The organism is Erwinia persicina NBRC 102418, from assembly GCF_001571305.1.
Lineage (GTDB): Bacteria > Pseudomonadota > Gammaproteobacteria > Enterobacterales > Enterobacteriaceae > Erwinia > Erwinia persicina.
This window is the reverse complement of record NZ_BCTN01000016.1, coordinates 1-14746: the sequence shown is the minus strand read 5'-3', so window position 1 is coordinate 14746 and position 14746 is coordinate 1. Positions and strand designations below refer to the sequence as shown.

At 56.4% G+C, this 14746-nt stretch carries 16 protein-coding genes; 3 read left to right on the top strand and 13 right to left on the bottom strand.

Going from position 1 to position 14746, the window contains the following annotated elements:
- Positions 1 to 52: 52 nt before the first annotated feature.
- Positions 53 to 439 (top strand): DUF4354 family protein, encoded by a 387-nt coding sequence (locus tag EPE01S_RS16670; protein ID WP_062747357.1) that lies wholly within the window; start codon positions 53 to 55, stop codon positions 437 to 439.
- Positions 440 to 607: 168 nt separating this feature from the next.
- On the opposite strand, the gene deoD is transcribed toward EPE01S_RS16670, so the two are convergent.
- From deoD to EPE01S_RS16625, 10 genes are all read right to left on the bottom strand, one after another.
- Positions 608 to 1327, bottom strand: a complete 720-nt coding sequence (deoD, locus tag EPE01S_RS16665; RefSeq protein WP_062747355.1) for a purine-nucleoside phosphorylase — start codon at positions 1325 to 1327, stop codon at positions 608 to 610.
- 42 nt (positions 1328 to 1369) lie between these two features.
- The gene (gene deoB / locus EPE01S_RS16660; RefSeq protein ID WP_062747353.1) at positions 1370 to 2593 is read right to left on the bottom strand and encodes a phosphopentomutase; all 1224 of its coding nucleotides are present in this window, start codon (positions 2591 to 2593) and stop codon (positions 1370 to 1372) included.
- Between the two features lie 66 nt (positions 2594 to 2659).
- Positions 2660 to 3979 carry a thymidine phosphorylase gene (gene deoA / locus EPE01S_RS16655; protein WP_062747350.1) on the bottom strand — a complete coding sequence of 440 codons (1320 nt, stop codon included), beginning with the start codon at positions 3977 to 3979 and terminating at the stop codon, positions 2660 to 2662.
- A 106-nt stretch (positions 3980 to 4085) separates the two neighbouring features.
- Positions 4086 to 4865 (bottom strand): deoxyribose-phosphate aldolase, encoded by a 780-nt coding sequence (gene deoC / locus EPE01S_RS16650; protein ID WP_062747347.1) that lies wholly within the window; start codon positions 4863 to 4865, stop codon positions 4086 to 4088.
- Between the two features lie 272 nt (positions 4866 to 5137).
- The gene (locus EPE01S_RS16645; RefSeq protein ID WP_062747345.1) at positions 5138 to 5914 is read right to left on the bottom strand and encodes a TatD family hydrolase; all 777 of its coding nucleotides are present in this window, start codon (positions 5912 to 5914) and stop codon (positions 5138 to 5140) included.
- A complete protein-coding gene (locus EPE01S_RS16640; RefSeq protein ID WP_062747342.1) occupies positions 5911 to 6963 on the bottom strand; it encodes a patatin-like phospholipase family protein in 1053 nt (350 codons plus the stop codon). Before EPE01S_RS16640 ends, EPE01S_RS16645 begins: the two co-directional genes overlap by 4 nt.
- A 96-nt stretch (positions 6964 to 7059) precedes the next feature.
- Positions 7060 to 7221, bottom strand: coding sequence for a DUF1328 domain-containing protein (locus EPE01S_RS22975; RefSeq protein WP_013200641.1), 162 nt, complete (start codon positions 7219 to 7221; stop codon positions 7060 to 7062).
- A gap of 126 nt (positions 7222 to 7347) precedes the next feature.
- Positions 7348 to 7959: a molecular chaperone OsmY gene (gene osmY, locus EPE01S_RS16635; RefSeq protein ID WP_062747340.1), complete on the bottom strand. Its 612-nt coding sequence runs from the start codon at positions 7957 to 7959 to the stop codon at positions 7348 to 7350.
- Positions 7960 to 8287: 328 nt separating this feature from the next.
- Positions 8288 to 9877 (bottom strand): peptide chain release factor 3, encoded by a 1590-nt coding sequence (prfC, locus tag EPE01S_RS16630; protein ID WP_062747338.1) that lies wholly within the window; start codon positions 9875 to 9877, stop codon positions 8288 to 8290.
- A gap of 169 nt (positions 9878 to 10046) precedes the next feature.
- Entirely contained in the window at positions 10047 to 10694 is a 648-nt protein-coding gene (locus tag EPE01S_RS16625) for a DNA-3-methyladenine glycosylase I (protein ID WP_062747336.1), read from the bottom strand.
- A gap of 143 nt (positions 10695 to 10837) precedes the next feature.
- On the opposite strand from EPE01S_RS16625, the gene yghU reads away from it, so the two are divergent.
- Positions 10838 to 11689, top strand: a complete 852-nt coding sequence (yghU, locus tag EPE01S_RS16620; RefSeq protein WP_062747333.1) for a glutathione-dependent disulfide-bond oxidoreductase — start codon at positions 10838 to 10840, stop codon at positions 11687 to 11689.
- Positions 11690 to 11781: 92 nt separating this feature from the next.
- Here the strand turns inward: yghU and yjjG are convergent, their stop codons facing one another.
- The 3 genes from yjjG to EPE01S_RS16605 all read right to left on the bottom strand — a co-directional run bounded on the left by yjjG (position 11782) and on the right by EPE01S_RS16605 (position 13400).
- Complete coding sequence (gene yjjG / locus EPE01S_RS16615; RefSeq protein WP_062747331.1) at positions 11782 to 12462, bottom strand: pyrimidine 5'-nucleotidase; 681 nt, start codon at positions 12460 to 12462, stop codon at positions 11782 to 11784.
- A gap of 112 nt (positions 12463 to 12574) precedes the next feature.
- Positions 12575 to 13018, bottom strand: a complete 444-nt coding sequence (gene rimI, locus EPE01S_RS16610; RefSeq protein ID WP_062747329.1) for a ribosomal protein S18-alanine N-acetyltransferase — start codon at positions 13016 to 13018, stop codon at positions 12575 to 12577.
- Entirely contained in the window at positions 12981 to 13400 is a 420-nt protein-coding gene (locus EPE01S_RS16605; protein ID WP_062747327.1) for a DNA polymerase III subunit psi, read from the bottom strand. The genes rimI and EPE01S_RS16605 overlap by 38 nt, the downstream gene beginning before the upstream one ends.
- 142 nt (positions 13401 to 13542) lie before the next feature.
- On the opposite strand from EPE01S_RS16605, the gene rsmC reads away from it, so the two are divergent.
- Positions 13543 to 14571, top strand: a complete 1029-nt coding sequence (gene rsmC, locus EPE01S_RS16600; RefSeq protein WP_062747325.1) for a 16S rRNA (guanine(1207)-N(2))-methyltransferase RsmC — start codon at positions 13543 to 13545, stop codon at positions 14569 to 14571.
- Positions 14572 to 14746 lie beyond the last annotated feature (175 nt).

The window sequence follows — 14746 nt, the reverse complement described above, 5'->3', positions numbered from 1 at the left end:
ATTCACCAGCGCAACATGCGCTTTCTGACACATTCGAATCAAGGAGAACAGGATGAAATGGAACGCACTTCTGGCCACGATCGCAGCAGCAAGCCTGACTTTTTCTGCGGCGACACTGGCGGCCGACGTATCAGGCATCACCGTGTATGCGACGCAAAAGGAGATGAAATCGAGATCGGCAGGGGATCTGAATAATTATGGAAAAACCTTCGATGTGACGCTGGAAAACACCACCTCCACCGCCGTCGACCTGAAGCGCTATTGCCTGAAGGGTTATACCAGTGACAACAGGGTGTTTCCTGTCGATCGCGTGGCGACCCATCTGGCCAGTGGCAAGCTGAAACCCCTGGGCAAAGTGAGCGGTCTGGTGATTTTCTCTGCCGCTGATGACAGCGTGTTCAATATTGATCAGGTAAAAATTAGCGATACCTGTAAATAAAAGTGCTCACCAATGACTGATGTACGCCCGTCATCAAGGTGCTGCGGCCTTCAGCATCGGATGGCGGCAAAAAAAGAGGGCGACCCGGAACGGGTCGCCCTCTGGGCACAGCAGATTGCACCGGTAATGCAGGGCTGACCTTATGTGTCGGTCAGCTGCCAGTACAAATCAGGCCTTGTCGCCCAGCAGCACCGACTCCAGCGCGATTTCAATCATCTCGCTGAAGGTGGTCTGGCGTTCGGCAGCGGTGGTCTGCTCGCCGGAACGGATGTGGTCAGAGACGGTGCAGATCGCCAGGGCTTTCGCTCCAAACTCTGCCGCCACGCCGTAGATACCTGCGGCTTCCATCTCTACGCCCAGGATGCCGTATTTTTCCATCACATCAAACATCTGCGGGTCCGGGGTATAGAACAGATCGGCAGAGAAGATGTTACCGACGCGGGCATCCACACCCAGCGCTTTCGCAGCGTCAACCGCGTTGCGCACCATCTCAAAGTCAGCAATCGCGGCAAAATCATGGTCTTTGAAACGCATACGGTTGACTTTGGAATCGGTACTCGCTCCCATGCCGATGACCACGTCACGCAGTTTCACATCGGCACGTACCGCACCGCAGGAACCGACGCGGATGATTTTTTTCACGCCGAAATCGGTAATCAGCTCTTTCGCGTAGATTGAGCAGGACGGAATACCCATACCGTGGCCCATCACCGAGATTTTGCGGCCTTTATAGGTGCCGGTGTAGCCCAGCATCCCGCGGACGTTGTTGACCTCTACCGCGTCCTGCAGGAAGGTTTCCGCGATGTGTTTCGCGCGCAGCGGATCGCCCGGCATCAGCACGACGTCAGCGAAATCACCCATCTCAGCGTTAATATGTGGCGTAGCCATGTTTAATCCTTATTCAAATAATGAGTTACTGCGCTTTTCCCTTCAGAATAACGATTTACCGTATTCCATCGGTGAAAGACCAAAATAGTGGGCAACCGTCTGGCCAATATCGGCAAAGGTTTCGCGATAGCCATAGTCGCCCGGCTTCACGCCCGGGCCGTAAATCAGCACCGGGATATGCTCACGGGTATGCTCGGTGCCCGGCCAGCTTGGATCACAGCCATGGTCAGCGGTGAGGATCAGGATATCGCCCTCTTTCACCTGCGCCATCAGCTCTGGCAGGCGGCGGTCAAACAACTCCAGCCCACCGGCATAGCCCGGAATATCGCGACGGTGGCCCCAGGTGGAGTCGAAGTCAACAAAGTTGGTGAACACGATGCTGTTATCCGGTGCGATTTTCATCTCTTCAACCGTCGCATCAAACAGCGCGTCCAGACCTGTTGCCTTCACTTTTTTCGTGATGCCAACATGTGCATAGATATCGGCAATTTTGCCCACAGAGATCACTTCTCCGCCCTGCTCGTCGACCAGCTTTTTCAGCACGGTCGGCGCAGGTGGCTCTACCGCCAGATCGTGACGGTTACCGGTACGTTCAAAGCTGCCCGGCTTATCACCAATAAACGGACGCGCAATGACGCGACCAATATTGTAACCGCCTTCGGTCAGCGCTTCGCGCGCAATTTCACACAGCTCGTAGAGACGATCGAGGCCGAATGTCTCTTCATGGCAGGCAATCTGGAACACCGAGTCAGCAGAGGTGTAGAAGATCGGCTTACCGGTTTTCATATGCTCTTCACCCAGCTGATCAAGGATCACGGTACCTGAGGAGTGGCAGTTACCGAGGTAGCCCGGCAGGTTGGCTTTTTCCACCAGCAGATCGAGCAGCTCCTGCGGGAAGCTGTTTTCCAGATCGCTGAAGTAGCCCCAGTCAAACAGCACCGGTACCCCGGCAATTTCCCAGTGCCCGGACGGCGTATCTTTACCGGAAGAGAGTTCGCTGGCGTAGGCGTATGCCCCGATGATCTCCGCCTCTTTGTCCAGGCCGGGCGGGAACTTACCGCTGGAGGCTTCCGCCGCTTTGCCTAACCCCAGTGCCGTCAGATTCGGCAGATGAAGCGGACCTTTGCGTCCTTTGTCTGCTTCACCCCTGAAGCACGCCTCGGCAATATGTCCGAGGGTATCCGAGCCTTTATCGCCGAATTTGTCGGCGTCTTTGCTGTGCCCGATTCCAAAGGAATCAAGCACCATGATAAATGCACGTTTCATCCTGATCTCCTGCGCGATTTTCGCGATGAGCGTTAAAAAAATGCGATCAGAACAGAATACCCCTAATTACGATATTCTGCGATAAATAACTGGCGTTGACTCGGGTTTCACGTCGCTGAGGGCAATGGCCTTTTTCACGGCGGCGGCGGCTTCCTGCCAGCTGGCTTCACTGGTGGCATGGATCACCGCCAGTGGACGCTGGCCGTCCACGGCATCCCCTAACTGCGCCATCTCACTGAAGCCGACGCTGTAGTCAATGCTGTCACTGGCGCGGCGACGGCCACCGCCCATCGATACCACGGCCATCCCCAGCGCACGGGTGTCCATGGCGCTGACGATGCCATCCCGGTCGGCGTAGACGGCCTTACTCAGCATCGGCGCTGGCAGATAGCTGTCCATGCGTTCGATAAAGTCGGCCGGGCCCTTCTGCGCCGCAACCATACGGGCAAACACCTCAGCCGCACGACCGTTGTCCAGCACGGCCTGAAGTTTCGCCCTGGCCTCTTCATCACTCTTAGCCAGACCACCGGAGAGCAGCATTTCACTACACAGCGCGAGGGTGACTTCCAGCAGACGTGGGTTGCGGTACGCCCCCGTCAGGAACTGAACGGCCTCGCGGACTTCAAGCGCATTACCTGCGCTGGAGGCCAGCACCTGATTCATGTCGGTCAGCAGCGCGGTGGTTTTGCATCCGGCCCCGTTGGCTACGCCGACAATCGCCTGCGCCAGCGCTTCTGACTGTTCAAAAGTCGGCATAAAGGCGCCTGAACCCACTTTGACATCCATCACCAGCGCATCCAGTCCTTCCGCCAGTTTCTTGGCGAGGATCGACGCAGTGATCAGCGGAATAGAGTCCACCGTCGCGGTAATATCACGCGTGGCGTAAAAACGTTTATCCGCCGGTGCCAGTGAGCTGGTCTGGCCGATAATGGCCACACCCACGTCTTTAATAATCTGACGGAAACGATCGTCCTGTGGGAAAATATCGAATCCGGGGATAGCCTCAAGTTTGTCCAGCGTGCCGCCGGTATGACCCAGCCCACGACCGGAAATCATCGGCACGTAGCCACCGCAGGCTGCCACCATCGGGCCCAGCATCAGGGAGGTAACATCCCCCACGCCACCGGTGGAGTGTTTATCCACCACCGGGCCATTCAGGTTAAGCGCCTTCCAGTTCAGCACCGAGCCGGAGTCCCGCATCGCCATGGTCAGGGCCACACGTTCAGGCAGTGACATATCGTGAAAATAGATGGTCATCGCCAGCGCAGCAATCTGCCCTTCAGATACCGTGTTGTCTCGCACACCGTTGATAAAAAAGCGGATCTCTTCTTCACTCAGCGCCAGTCCATCACGTTTCTTACGGATAATTTCTTGTGGCAGGAACACGGTAACCCCCGGTATTTCAATGAATTAAAGTGCAAAACGGGCGTGATCAGTACAGCCCGTTTAGCTGCGGCCGGCGCGGGTTCAACATGGCGAACCCACCCGCCTGTTAATATTTGCTGTCGCTGGTCGCGCCGCTAAAACCGGCGGTATTCAGCAGGCTGGCGAGCAGGCTGGAGGCACCAAAGCGGAAATGACGCGCATCCGCCCAGTCGCTGCCCAGAATATCATCGGCCAGCTTCAGGTAGATCGCTGCATCGTCAGCGGTACGGACGCCGCCAGCAGGCTTAAAGCCGACCTGCGATTTCACCCCTTTTTCAGCGATAACGCGCATCATGATTTCCGCGACTTCCGGGGTGGCATTCACCGGCACTTTACCGGTTGAGGTTTTGATAAAGTCAGCGCCGGCATCAATCGCAATCTCTGAGGCTTTGCGGATCAGCGCTTCTTCTTTCAACTCACCGGTTTCAATGATTACTTTCAGCAGCACGTTGGCTTCAGCACAAGCGGTTTTACAGGCTTTTACCAGTTCGAAGCCGACCGTTTCATTGCCGGCAATCAGCGCCCGGTAAGGGAACACCACATCGACCTCATCGGCGCCGTAGGCAATGGCCGCGCGGGTTTCGGCCAGCGCAATGGCAATATCATCGTTGCCGTGCGGGAAGTTAGTCACCGTGGCGATACGAATATCGGGGGTGCCCTGTTCACGCAGCGTTTTACGTGCAATCGGGATAAAACGGGGGTAAATACAGATGGCCGCCGTATTCCCCGCCGGGGATTTCGCCTGATGACACAGGGCGATGACCTTCGCATCGGTATCGTCGTCATTCAGGGTGGTCAAATCCATCAGTTGCAGCGCACGCAGCGCCTGAGTTTTTACATCGGACATGGTTTATCTCCAGATCGTTATCAGTCAGGGCACGATCGCCAGGCTGGCAGCCTGAAATGCCCTGTAATGTTAGAATTATAACAGCGGGATCCCCGGCATGTTGTGGCGATCCTCACAATAAAAAGATGACAGTTTCATGATTATTACATTAAAGGTGATTTAAATCACCTCTGATGGCCGCTGCTGGCGCAGGGACAGCCAGGTGGGGCCAGAGGAAAATGTTATAATAATAACATTACGGGATCGGACAGGATCAGGCAAGTCGGGTGTGTTCAAAGACCAAAGAGGATACGGGTGTTTTCACGCAGCGTTTCAGCAATCTGTTGTGGGGGTTCAGCACGCAGTTCACACAGCGTCTGCCAGACATTTTTTACCCGCTCAGGGCGGTTAGGCTCCCCCTGGAATCCCTGCAAAGGCATATCGGGTGAGTCCGTCTCCAGTAACAGTGACGTCAGCGGCAGCCGGGATATCGCCCGGCGGGTTTTGCTGGCGCGCTCGTAGGTGATGGTTCCGCCCACGCCGATGGCATACCCGGCGCGGATGAAGGCCAGCGCCTGCTGTTCACTGCCGGCAAAACCGTGCACCACGCCACGGCGTGGCAGATCGATACGCCGCAGATGCTGAACCAGCTTGTCATGCGTGCGGCGCGAATGCAGGATCACCGGCAGGTCGTACTCACGCGCCAGCCGCAGCTGTGCGTCCAGCAGCGTCTGCTGGCGGTCAAACTGCGGATTATCGATATAGAGATCGAGGCCAATTTCACCCACGGCCACCAGCTTATTGTGCCGGCGCTGCAGGTGCTGTTCCAGCGTTACCAGATCCTGCGGCTGGTGCTCTGCAATCGCCATCGGATGCACGCCCAGTGCTGCGTAAACAGCCTGATACTGTTCTGCCAGCGCCAGTACACCTTCAAAGCGCGAAGCCGACACCCCCACGGCAATGATCTTCTCTACTCCCGCCGCCGCGGCGCGGGCAATACTGGCCGCTTCATCGCCGGCAAATGGGGCAAAATCAAAGTGACAGTGGGTATCAACGAAGCGCAGCGTCATGCCAGCGATCCTTTATCAAAGCCAACATCATTGCCTGACAGCGGACCAGGCAGGATCCCCTGCCGGTCAGACTCATTGGCCACAGCAGCGGGCGGCACCACCGTACGGAAGCGGGTCAGGCTGCTGCCTTCGCTCAGGAACTGCCCCAGTGTGGCAAGGAAATAACGGCCGCAGCGCCTGCCCAGGTGGTAATCCTGATTCAGCGAAGCGATCCGGCTGCCGAGCGCCGAACTGGCCAGCGGGCGGGGCGGGTAAATTTCAATGATCCGCAGTTTCCCCGGCGGCTTATCAATAAAGCGCTGGATCTCGCCGTAGCTCTCTTCATGCACCTGCATAATATTGATCAGCGGCTGCAGCGCTCCGTCACTCAGCCAGCGTTCCACGCGTTTCAGCCACTGAGGAGTATAGGTCATCTGCGACGGTACCGTGCGGATCACCACGATGGTTTCCGCGCCGCGCCGGGCGGCCTCGCGGACCGGGATGGCATCGCGGATCCCGCCGTCAAGATAGCTGACCCCATCCAGCAGCACGCCCGGCCGGTAAAAACCCGGTATCGCGCTGGAGGCTCTGATAATGTCATGCCAGGTGTCCGGCGTAGGCGAAAAGTAGCCGGGGGTATAGTCATCGCTGCGACAGGCGCACATATAAAACTCGCGCCCACTGGAGAACAGCTTGTCAGCCGACGCCATCGCCAGCGGAAACTCCCTGCGGGTAATATCTATCAGCCAGTCGAGATCGATAAGATGCCCCCCGCGCACAAAGCGCAGCGGATCGAAAAACTGTTTGCTGGTGGTGTAACGGGTAATGACGCGGCGGGCATAACCTGGCTGGGCGCAGACAAAAGCCGACAGATTTTGTGCCCCGGCAGAGGTGCCGAGCATCAGATCAAAGGGATTAAAGTGAGCCTGCTGGAAACTGTCCAGCACACCAGCGGTGAAGATACCGCGTTGCCCACCGCCTTCACAGACCAGGGCAAGTTTGCCTGGGTGGAAGGGTTTTAACGCCAGCGGCGCAATATTGCCGAGGGTTATCGGGATGCGTATGCCCAAGCCAGGTATCCTCTCAAGGTAAAGAAAGAGAGGATACCTGTTCTCAGTCACGTGCGTGAGGCGCTTATTGCTTAATTAACGACTCAGGCTGTTGTACTAGAGTTTTTTACGTCCGGTAAACAGGCTGATAAGGAAGATAATAATACCGACGACAAAGACGATTTTTGCAGCCCATGCCGCTGTACCCGCCAAACCACCGAAACCTAACGCCGCAGCAATCAGCGCAATAATCAGAAAGATAATACCCCAACGAAACATATGCCTCTCCTTACCAGTAGTGAAATCGAACAGTTTTTATCATTCACATCACCTGCACAGCAGGGGCGAACGTTTTTTCTTTGCGGGTGAATCGACTGGCGGCCCCTGATACGGGCCGCCGGGCCATTACTTAACGGTCAAATCGTTTTTAACGCTTTTCACGCCTTCAATGGCTTTGGCAATACCTTCAGCGCGCTCGGACTGCGCCTGCGTCTTCACCGCACCGGACAGCTGAACCACACCGTTGGTGGTTTCCACTTTCACATTACGTGAAGGTACGATGTCGTCTGCTAACAGTTTAGCCTTAATTTCGCTGGTCGTTGCAGTATCGCCTGCATAACCGCTTACTGACTGTTTTGTGCTGTCTTTTACGTGTAGTTTATCGCTCACGGATTTCACGCCTTCCACTTTCTTAGCGGCGGCAACGGCCAGTTCAGCCTGATCCTGCGAAGTCACAAAGCCGTTCAACGTCACAACACCTTCGTGCGTTTCAACGGAAATATCGGTGCTTTTGATGGCATCGTTGTCCACCAGCGCGGCTTTCACTTTTGCCGTCACGCCGCTGTCATCCATATAGCCGCCGACTTTTTTCATAGAGCTATCGATTTTTGAACCCGCGCTGTCTGCCGTAGACTCCGCTTTGCCCGTCATGGTGCCTTCTGCCAGCGCAGAACCGCTTACCAGAGCAGAACCTACCATCAGGGCCATCAGCGTTTTTGCCATTTTAGTCTTCATCATCGATTCGTTCCTTTTGTCTTTTGCACTCACAACGGTGAGCTTTTCAGTCACAAACGGCGTGACTGTAGTTGTTGGCAAGATGGTACTTTTGCCGTTGAACGTTGCAGCCATCGCGCCGCGTATTTTTCGTCCTGTAGAAATGAATATAGTCGGTAATGAGGATTTCACCGGGGATGGCGGATGATTTGTTGGATAAAGCAGCAAAAAAGAGGGGTTTTAGGAGGAGTCTGTACGGTAAGGGGGGCGACCCTGTGTTGCGGCCGCCCTTCAACCTGAACGCGCACTGCGCGGTGGACGGCCTCCAAACACAGAGTCCGTCCCTGGAGGATTAATGTTCGCGCGTTTTACGGAATACCACGTCAGGATAACGTTCCTGAGTAATATTCAGATTCACCATGGTCGGCGCGATATAGGTGAGGTTATCACCGCCATCAAGCGCCAGGTTCACTTCGTTCTTACGCTGGAATTCATCAAACTTCTTCGCGTCACTGCACTCTACCCAGCGGGCGGTGGCGACGTTGATCGCTTCGTAGATGGCTTCGACGTTGTACTCGCTTTTCAGACGGGCCACGACCACGTCGAACTGCAGCACACCGACAGCCCCAACGATAAGATCGTTGTTGTGTACCGGACGGAACACCTGCACGGCACCCTCTTCCGACAGCTGCACCAGCCCTTTCAGCAGCTGTTTCTGCTTCAGCGGGTCGCGCAGGCGAATGCGGCGGAACAGTTCCGGCGCGAAGTTCGGAATACCGGTGAACTTCATGTTCTCACCCTGGGTAAAGGTGTCGCCGATCTGAATAGTGCCGTGGTTATGCAGGCCGATAATATCGCCCGGATACGCTTCTTCCACGTGCGAACGGTCACCGGCCATAAAGGTCAGTGCATCCGCGATCACCACGTCTTTCCCGGTACGCACCTGACGTAGCTTCATGCCTTTTTCATACTTGCCGGAAACCACGCGCATAAAGGCCACGCGGTCACGGTGTTTCGGATCCATATTCGCCTGGATCTTGAAGACAAAGCCGGTAAATTTCTCGTCCGTCGCGGTAACAGTACGGACATCGGTGTTACGCGGCATCGGTGACGGTGCCCACTCGACCAGCCCGTCGAGCATATGGTCTACGCCGAAGTTGCCCAGCGCCGTCCCAAAGAATACCGGGCTTAACTTTCCGTTGAGGAAGGCTTCACGGTCAAACTCGTGCGATGCACCCTGCACCAGCTCAAGCTCGTCACGCAGCTGTGCAGCAAGATCTTCACCAATCGCTGCATCCAGCTCCGGGTTATCCAGCCCTTTAACAATGCGCACTTCCTGGATGGTATGGCCCTTACCGGTCTGATACAGGTAGGTTTCATTTTTGTACAGGTGGTACACGCCTTTGAACAACTTGCCGCAGCCCACAGGCCAGGTGATAGGCGCGCAGGCAATTTTCAGCTCGCTTTCCACTTCATCCATCACTTCCATGGGATCGCGGATGTCACGGTCAAGTTTGTTCATAAAGGTCAGGATCGGGGTGTCACGCAGACGGGTCACTTCCATCAGCTTACGGGTACGATCCTCAACGCCCTTGGCGGCGTCGATCACCATCAGACAGCAGTCGACGGCGGTCAGGGTACGATAGGTATCTTCCGAGAAGTCTTCGTGCCCCGGGGTATCCAGCAGGTTGACCAGGCTACCGCGATACGGAAACTGCATCACCGAGGTGGTAATGGAGATCCCACGCTGTTTTTCCATCTCCATCCAGTCTGATTTAGCATGCTGGTTGGAGCCACGGCCTTTTACTGTACCGGCGGTCTGGATAGCCTGTCCGAACAGCAGCACTTTTTCAGTGATGGTGGTTTTACCGGCATCCGGGTGAGAAATGATGGCAAAAGTGCGGCGACGGGCCACCTCCTGCATAAAGGGTGCATTTGACATGACGCTTCTTCTGGTTTGACGCTGCGCCGCCGTGCGACGGAGCGCGCGCAACGGGAACCACAGCCGATTAATCGATAATGGGCGGCATTTTCGCTTATCCCGGCGTTATACACAATGACTGACCGGCGCTTATTCAACCGAAAGTGCGACAGTCAGCCCCGGTAGCGGGTCAGCGCGGACGGATTAACCGCGCGCGTTCCGCCTCACACTCCGCCCGGCAGCAGCACCCCTCCAGGTGATCGTTCACCAGCCCCAGCGCCTGCATAAGCGAATAGGTGGCCACCGGCCCCACCCAGGTCCAGCCGCGTTTTTTCAGCGCTTTTGACATCGCTTCGGCTTCCGGGCAGGTTTTTACCGTTTGCCAGAACGGCAGATCAATTTTTGCCGGACGCCTCTCCGGAGCTGGCTCAAACTGCCAGAACCAGGCAGCAAGCGAACCCGCCTCCTCCACCAGCGCCAGCGCCCGCTGGGCATTGTTGATGGCAGAAACGATTTTGGCGCGATTACGCACAATGCTTTTATCCGCCATCAGCCGTGCAATATCGTCCTCACCGAACCGTGCCACAAGCCGAAAGTCGAAGCCGGCAAAGGCACGGCGGAAATTATCGCGCTTGTTATAGATCATCTTCCATGACATGCCGGAGAGAAACCCCTCCAGACACACTTTTTCATACAACATTATGTCATCGACCACCACGCGCCCCCACTCGCTGTCGTGGTAAGCCGGCATGGCAGACTGCCACGCACAACAGATGCGGCCATCGGCCGTCACGGCCAGCCCGGCGGCATGTAGCGTGGTGAGATCCGTTGAATTCATTTCAGACTCTCCTTGTGTCATTGTGCTCTTTGAAGGTAAACGTGCTCGCCTGCGTAATGCTATACCTGATCGCGTTTATCACCCTGTTCCACTATGTTTAGTTCATTACCTGCCATTTATTTTGCAAAAGGGCCCGTTGAATTATGAGCGATAAAGAGTATCAACCTGCGAAAGTCTGGAGCGAAAATAAAGGTCTGGGCGGCACCTGGGGCAGCATCAACCGTCCGACAGCTGGCGCACGCTTTGAGGCCGATCTGCCGGTTGGCAAACACCCGCTGCAGCTTTATTCGATGGGGACGCCGAACGGACAGAAGGTCACCATCCTGCTGGAAGAGCTGCTGGCGCTGAACGTGAAGGAGGCGGAGTATGATGCGCATCTGATCCGCATTGGCGACAGCGAACAGTTCTCTTCCGGTTTTGTGGCCGTCAATCCCAACTCCAAGATCCCGGCCCTGCTTGATAACAGCACCGTGCCGGGTACCCGCGTATTTGAGTCAGGTGCCATTCTGCTCTATCTGGCCGAAAAAATGGGTCACTTCCTGCCAAAAGATCCGGCTGGCCGTACGGAAACGCTGAACTGGCTGTTCTGGCTGCATGGTGCGGCACCCTACCTGGGTGGCGGGTTTGGCCATTTCTACCATTATGCCCCGGTGAAGATCGAGTACGCCATCGACCGCTTTACGATGGAAGCCAAACGTCAGCTCGACCTGCTTGACCAGCAGCTGGCGAAACACCGGTATATTGCCGGGGAAAACTACACTATTGCCGATATGGCGGTGTGGCCGTGGTACGGCACGCTGGTGAAGGGACTGGCCTACGACGCGGCGGAGTTCCTTGATGCCGGTTCCTATAAAAATCTGCTGCGCTGGACCGATGAAGTTGCTGCCCGTCCGGCAGTAAAACGCGGCCGCGTCGTTAACCGCACCTGGGGGCCGGAAAACGAACAGCTGCCAGAGCGTCACGACGCGTCCGATTTCGACAAACTGGGGCTGTAATCCCCCGCCCTGGTACGTGGCGGGTGAACGTTTTTTGCCGTCCACCCGCCCGGTAAACCCTCGCCGTCCCGGTCACGGATCGTCTGTTTCGATCAGCCGACTAACTTATTCTGTAACGCTTTCAGAGACGTGACCTCCCAGGTGGGGGTAATGCCTTCCGGCCGTGGACGGCTATCCGCATTCAGCCAGCAGGTCGCCATACCGGCGTTGATCCCACCTAAAATATCCGAATCCGGGTTATCACCGACCATCAGCACCCGTTCGCGCAGCGGGTTGCCCATCTGGTTTAACGCATAGTCAAAGATGGCCGGATGCGGCTTGGCGTGGCCCACCTGCTCCGAAATCACCAGCACATCGAACACCCCCAGAAAGCCGGTGCGTTCCAGGCGTGCCTGCTGCAGCGCAGTAAAGCCGTTGGTGATAATGCCCATTTTCACCCGCCCCTTCAGCGCAGTCAGCAGTTCGACGGCCCCGTCGAGCGGCGTACAGATCTCCGCCATGGCGCCCAGAAATCCGGTGTTCAGATCGCCGGCCGTGACATCCAGCCTTGCCGCCCAGCCCTCAAAACGCTGATGTTGAAGCTGCAGGGCGCTGATGGCTCCATTCTGGTAGTCCACCCACAGCGGCTTATTAATTGCCTGATAGTCGTCATAGTCAGCGCGGCTGAACGGCACATCGTACTGCTGAAACAGACGCTGCAAACCGGCAAACGCATCGAAGTGGAACAGCGTCTCGTCAGCGTCAAATAAAACCCAATCCCAGTTGTTGAGCATCGTCATTCCTTAAATCCATAGCCTTCAATATTCAGGCGTTCTCGTCATCTGCAAGGTGTGAGCACAGCCTGATCCCGCAAGGGCAGGTCAGAGAGCCTGTGCTATGCCCCCTTTAAATCGTCAGGGCCATCATGATCGCATCTTCTTTGCCCCCGTCTGCCGCCGGGTAATAGTTGCGGCGGATGGAGACTTCATTGAAATCAAGCTGCTCATACAGCGCTATCGCCGCGTGATTAGAGGCCCGGACCTCCAGCCACAGCGTCACTATGCCGCGCTGCTCCAGCTCGCTAATCAGGTGCTGTAACAGCTCGCGGCCGAGGCCCCGGCGCTGAAAGGCCGGGTCGACGGCCAGATTAAACAACGTGGCTTCATCCAGTACTACCTGAGTAATGGCAAACGCCGCCAGCGTCTCATCCACCGTCAGGCGATAATTCAGGTAACGTTCACCCTGATTGCTGGTAAAGGTTTTTTCAGTCCAGGGAAAAGCGTGGCTGCGCTGCTCAATGGCATACGCCTGTTCAAGATCGTGCGCTGTGAGTAAGGAAATCTGATTCATTTTGACAAATCTGCAGCCAGAGCGCCCGTTTGGCGGCGGCATTGTGATAGAGCTCCGCCAGTAACGGCGAAGCCAGTTGGGTTCCGGCCAGTGGCACCGGGGCATCAAGTCCTAAGCACCAGCTGTTGCAGCGGGCATCATCCGGCAGCATTTCCAGCTGTTCTGGCGTCAACGCCTGTACCTGTGGCACCTGCAGATTCAGGGCGCGCAGGACATCGTTTACCAGCGGATCGTGCAGCGCCGGAGGGGTTTCCGCCACAATCACCAGGCGGGTCTCTGCGGGCAACGTCACCGCGATTTCGCCCTGCAGGGCGCGCGGACGCCGCAGCGTATACTGCGTGATGCCCATTTGCTCTAATAACCAGTCACGTCTGGAAGACATCTTATTATCCTGTCTGGTCGCCTGAATGCGCCGCCATGCTAGCAAATTCGTCGAAACGGTGCCAATAAACGACGCAGCTAACGCAGTTGCAGCTTCAGGTATGCAGGGTATAATCGCCGCTCTGATTTATAAGGAGCCATCGATGTCCGCATTTACCCCGGCCAGTGAAGTGATACTGCGCCATAGTGATGAGTTTACTGAACGCCGCGTGCTGTTTGCTGGTGACCTGCAGGATGACCTGCCCGCCCAGCTGGAAACGGCGCTGAGCCGGGTACATACCCAGCAATACCATCACTGGCAGATCCTCAGCCGTGCCCTTGGGGAAAACGCCCATTATGGTCTGGTTGCCACCCCCGAGGTGGTCGCAGACTGCGACACCCTGGTCTACTACTGGACAAAAAACAAACCTGAAGTTCAGTTCCAGCTACAGAACCTGCTGTCCCTGCTGCCGGTCGGCTGCGATATTTTCGTTATCGGTGAAAACCGCAGCGGCGTACGTAGTGCGGAACAGATGCTGGAAGGCTGGGCGACCGTCACCAAGATCGACAGCGCCCGCCGCTGTGGACTGTATCACGGCAGGCTGGATAAGCAGCCGACCTTTGCGGTCGACACCTTCTGGGATGAATACCCGCTGGGCGACCTCACCATCAAAACGCTGCCCGGCGTGTTCAGCCGCGATGCGCTCGATATCGGCAGTCAGCTGTTGCTCTCCACCCTCAAGCCTCACACCAAAGGCAAAGTGCTGGATATGGGCTGCGGCGCAGGCGTCATTGCCGCCCTGCTGGCCACCCACTCACCGAAGGTGCGTCTGACGCTGACCGACGTGAATGCAGCGGCCATTGAAGCCAGTAAAGCCACGCTGGCCGCCAACCAGCTGGAAGGTGAAGTGTTTGCCAGTAATGTCTACTCAGACATCCCCGGCCGCTTTGATATGATCCTGTCTAACCCGCCGTTCCATGATGGTGTACAGACCAGCCTTGATGCCGCGCAGACGCTGATCCGTGGGGCAATCACGCACCTGAACACCGGCGGAGAGCTGCGTATCGTGGCGAATGCCTTCCTGCCTTATCCGCAGGTGCTGGACGAAACCTTCGGCAGCCATGAAGTGCTGTTGCAGAACGGCCGCTTTAAGGTGTACCGCGCCGTCAAAGGCCGTCCACCGAAGAAATAACGCCGCTGATGTCCGTTTCTGGCAGGGGTCGACTGTTTTACGGCCGCCCCTCTGCCCCTGGCGATTCTTTTCCAGGCGATTGTTTCAACAATAAGAAATAACTGTTGACGTAGCGGGTAAAATCTCTAGAATGCGCCTCCGTGGTTGCGATATAACATTGTTATGTTGCGGGTAT

What these genes read in the sequence shown, in the direction of transcription:
- rimI (WP_062747329.1), bottom strand. Translation starts at nt 13,018, where the DNA reads ATGAATCAGATTTCCTTACTCACAGCGCACGATCTTGAACAGGCGTAT.
- EPE01S_RS16645 (WP_062747345.1), bottom strand. Translation starts at nt 5,914, where the DNA reads ATGACGCTGCGCTTCGTTGATACCCACTGTCACTTTGATTTTGCCCCA.
- deoC (WP_062747347.1), bottom strand. Translation starts at nt 4,865, where the DNA reads ATGTCCGATGTAAAAACTCAGGCGCTGCGTGCGCTGCAACTGATGGAT.
- rsmC (WP_062747325.1), top strand. Translation starts at nt 13,543, where the DNA reads ATGTCCGCATTTACCCCGGCCAGTGAAGTGATACTGCGCCATAGTGAT.
- EPE01S_RS22975 (WP_013200641.1), bottom strand. Translation starts at nt 7,221, where the DNA reads ATGTTTCGTTGGGGTATTATCTTTCTGATTATTGCGCTGATTGCTGCG.
- deoD (WP_062747355.1), bottom strand. Translation starts at nt 1,327, where the DNA reads ATGGCTACGCCACATATTAACGCTGAGATGGGTGATTTCGCTGACGTC.
- EPE01S_RS16625 (WP_062747336.1), bottom strand. Translation starts at nt 10,694, where the DNA reads ATGAATTCAACGGATCTCACCACGCTACATGCCGCCGGGCTGGCCGTG.
- yjjG (WP_062747331.1), bottom strand. Translation starts at nt 12,462, where the DNA reads ATGCTCAACAACTGGGATTGGGTTTTATTTGACGCTGACGAGACGCTG.
- EPE01S_RS16670 (WP_062747357.1), top strand. Translation starts at nt 53, where the DNA reads ATGAAATGGAACGCACTTCTGGCCACGATCGCAGCAGCAAGCCTGACT.
- EPE01S_RS16605 (WP_062747327.1), bottom strand. Translation starts at nt 13,400, where the DNA reads ATGTCTTCCAGACGTGACTGGTTATTAGAGCAAATGGGCATCACGCAG.
- prfC (WP_062747338.1), bottom strand. Translation starts at nt 9,877, where the DNA reads ATGTCAAATGCACCCTTTATGCAGGAGGTGGCCCGTCGCCGCACTTTT.
- yghU (WP_062747333.1), top strand. Translation starts at nt 10,838, where the DNA reads ATGAGCGATAAAGAGTATCAACCTGCGAAAGTCTGGAGCGAAAATAAA.
- deoB (WP_062747353.1), bottom strand. Translation starts at nt 2,593, where the DNA reads ATGAAACGTGCATTTATCATGGTGCTTGATTCCTTTGGAATCGGGCAC.
- osmY (WP_062747340.1), bottom strand. Translation starts at nt 7,959, where the DNA reads ATGATGAAGACTAAAATGGCAAAAACGCTGATGGCCCTGATGGTAGGT.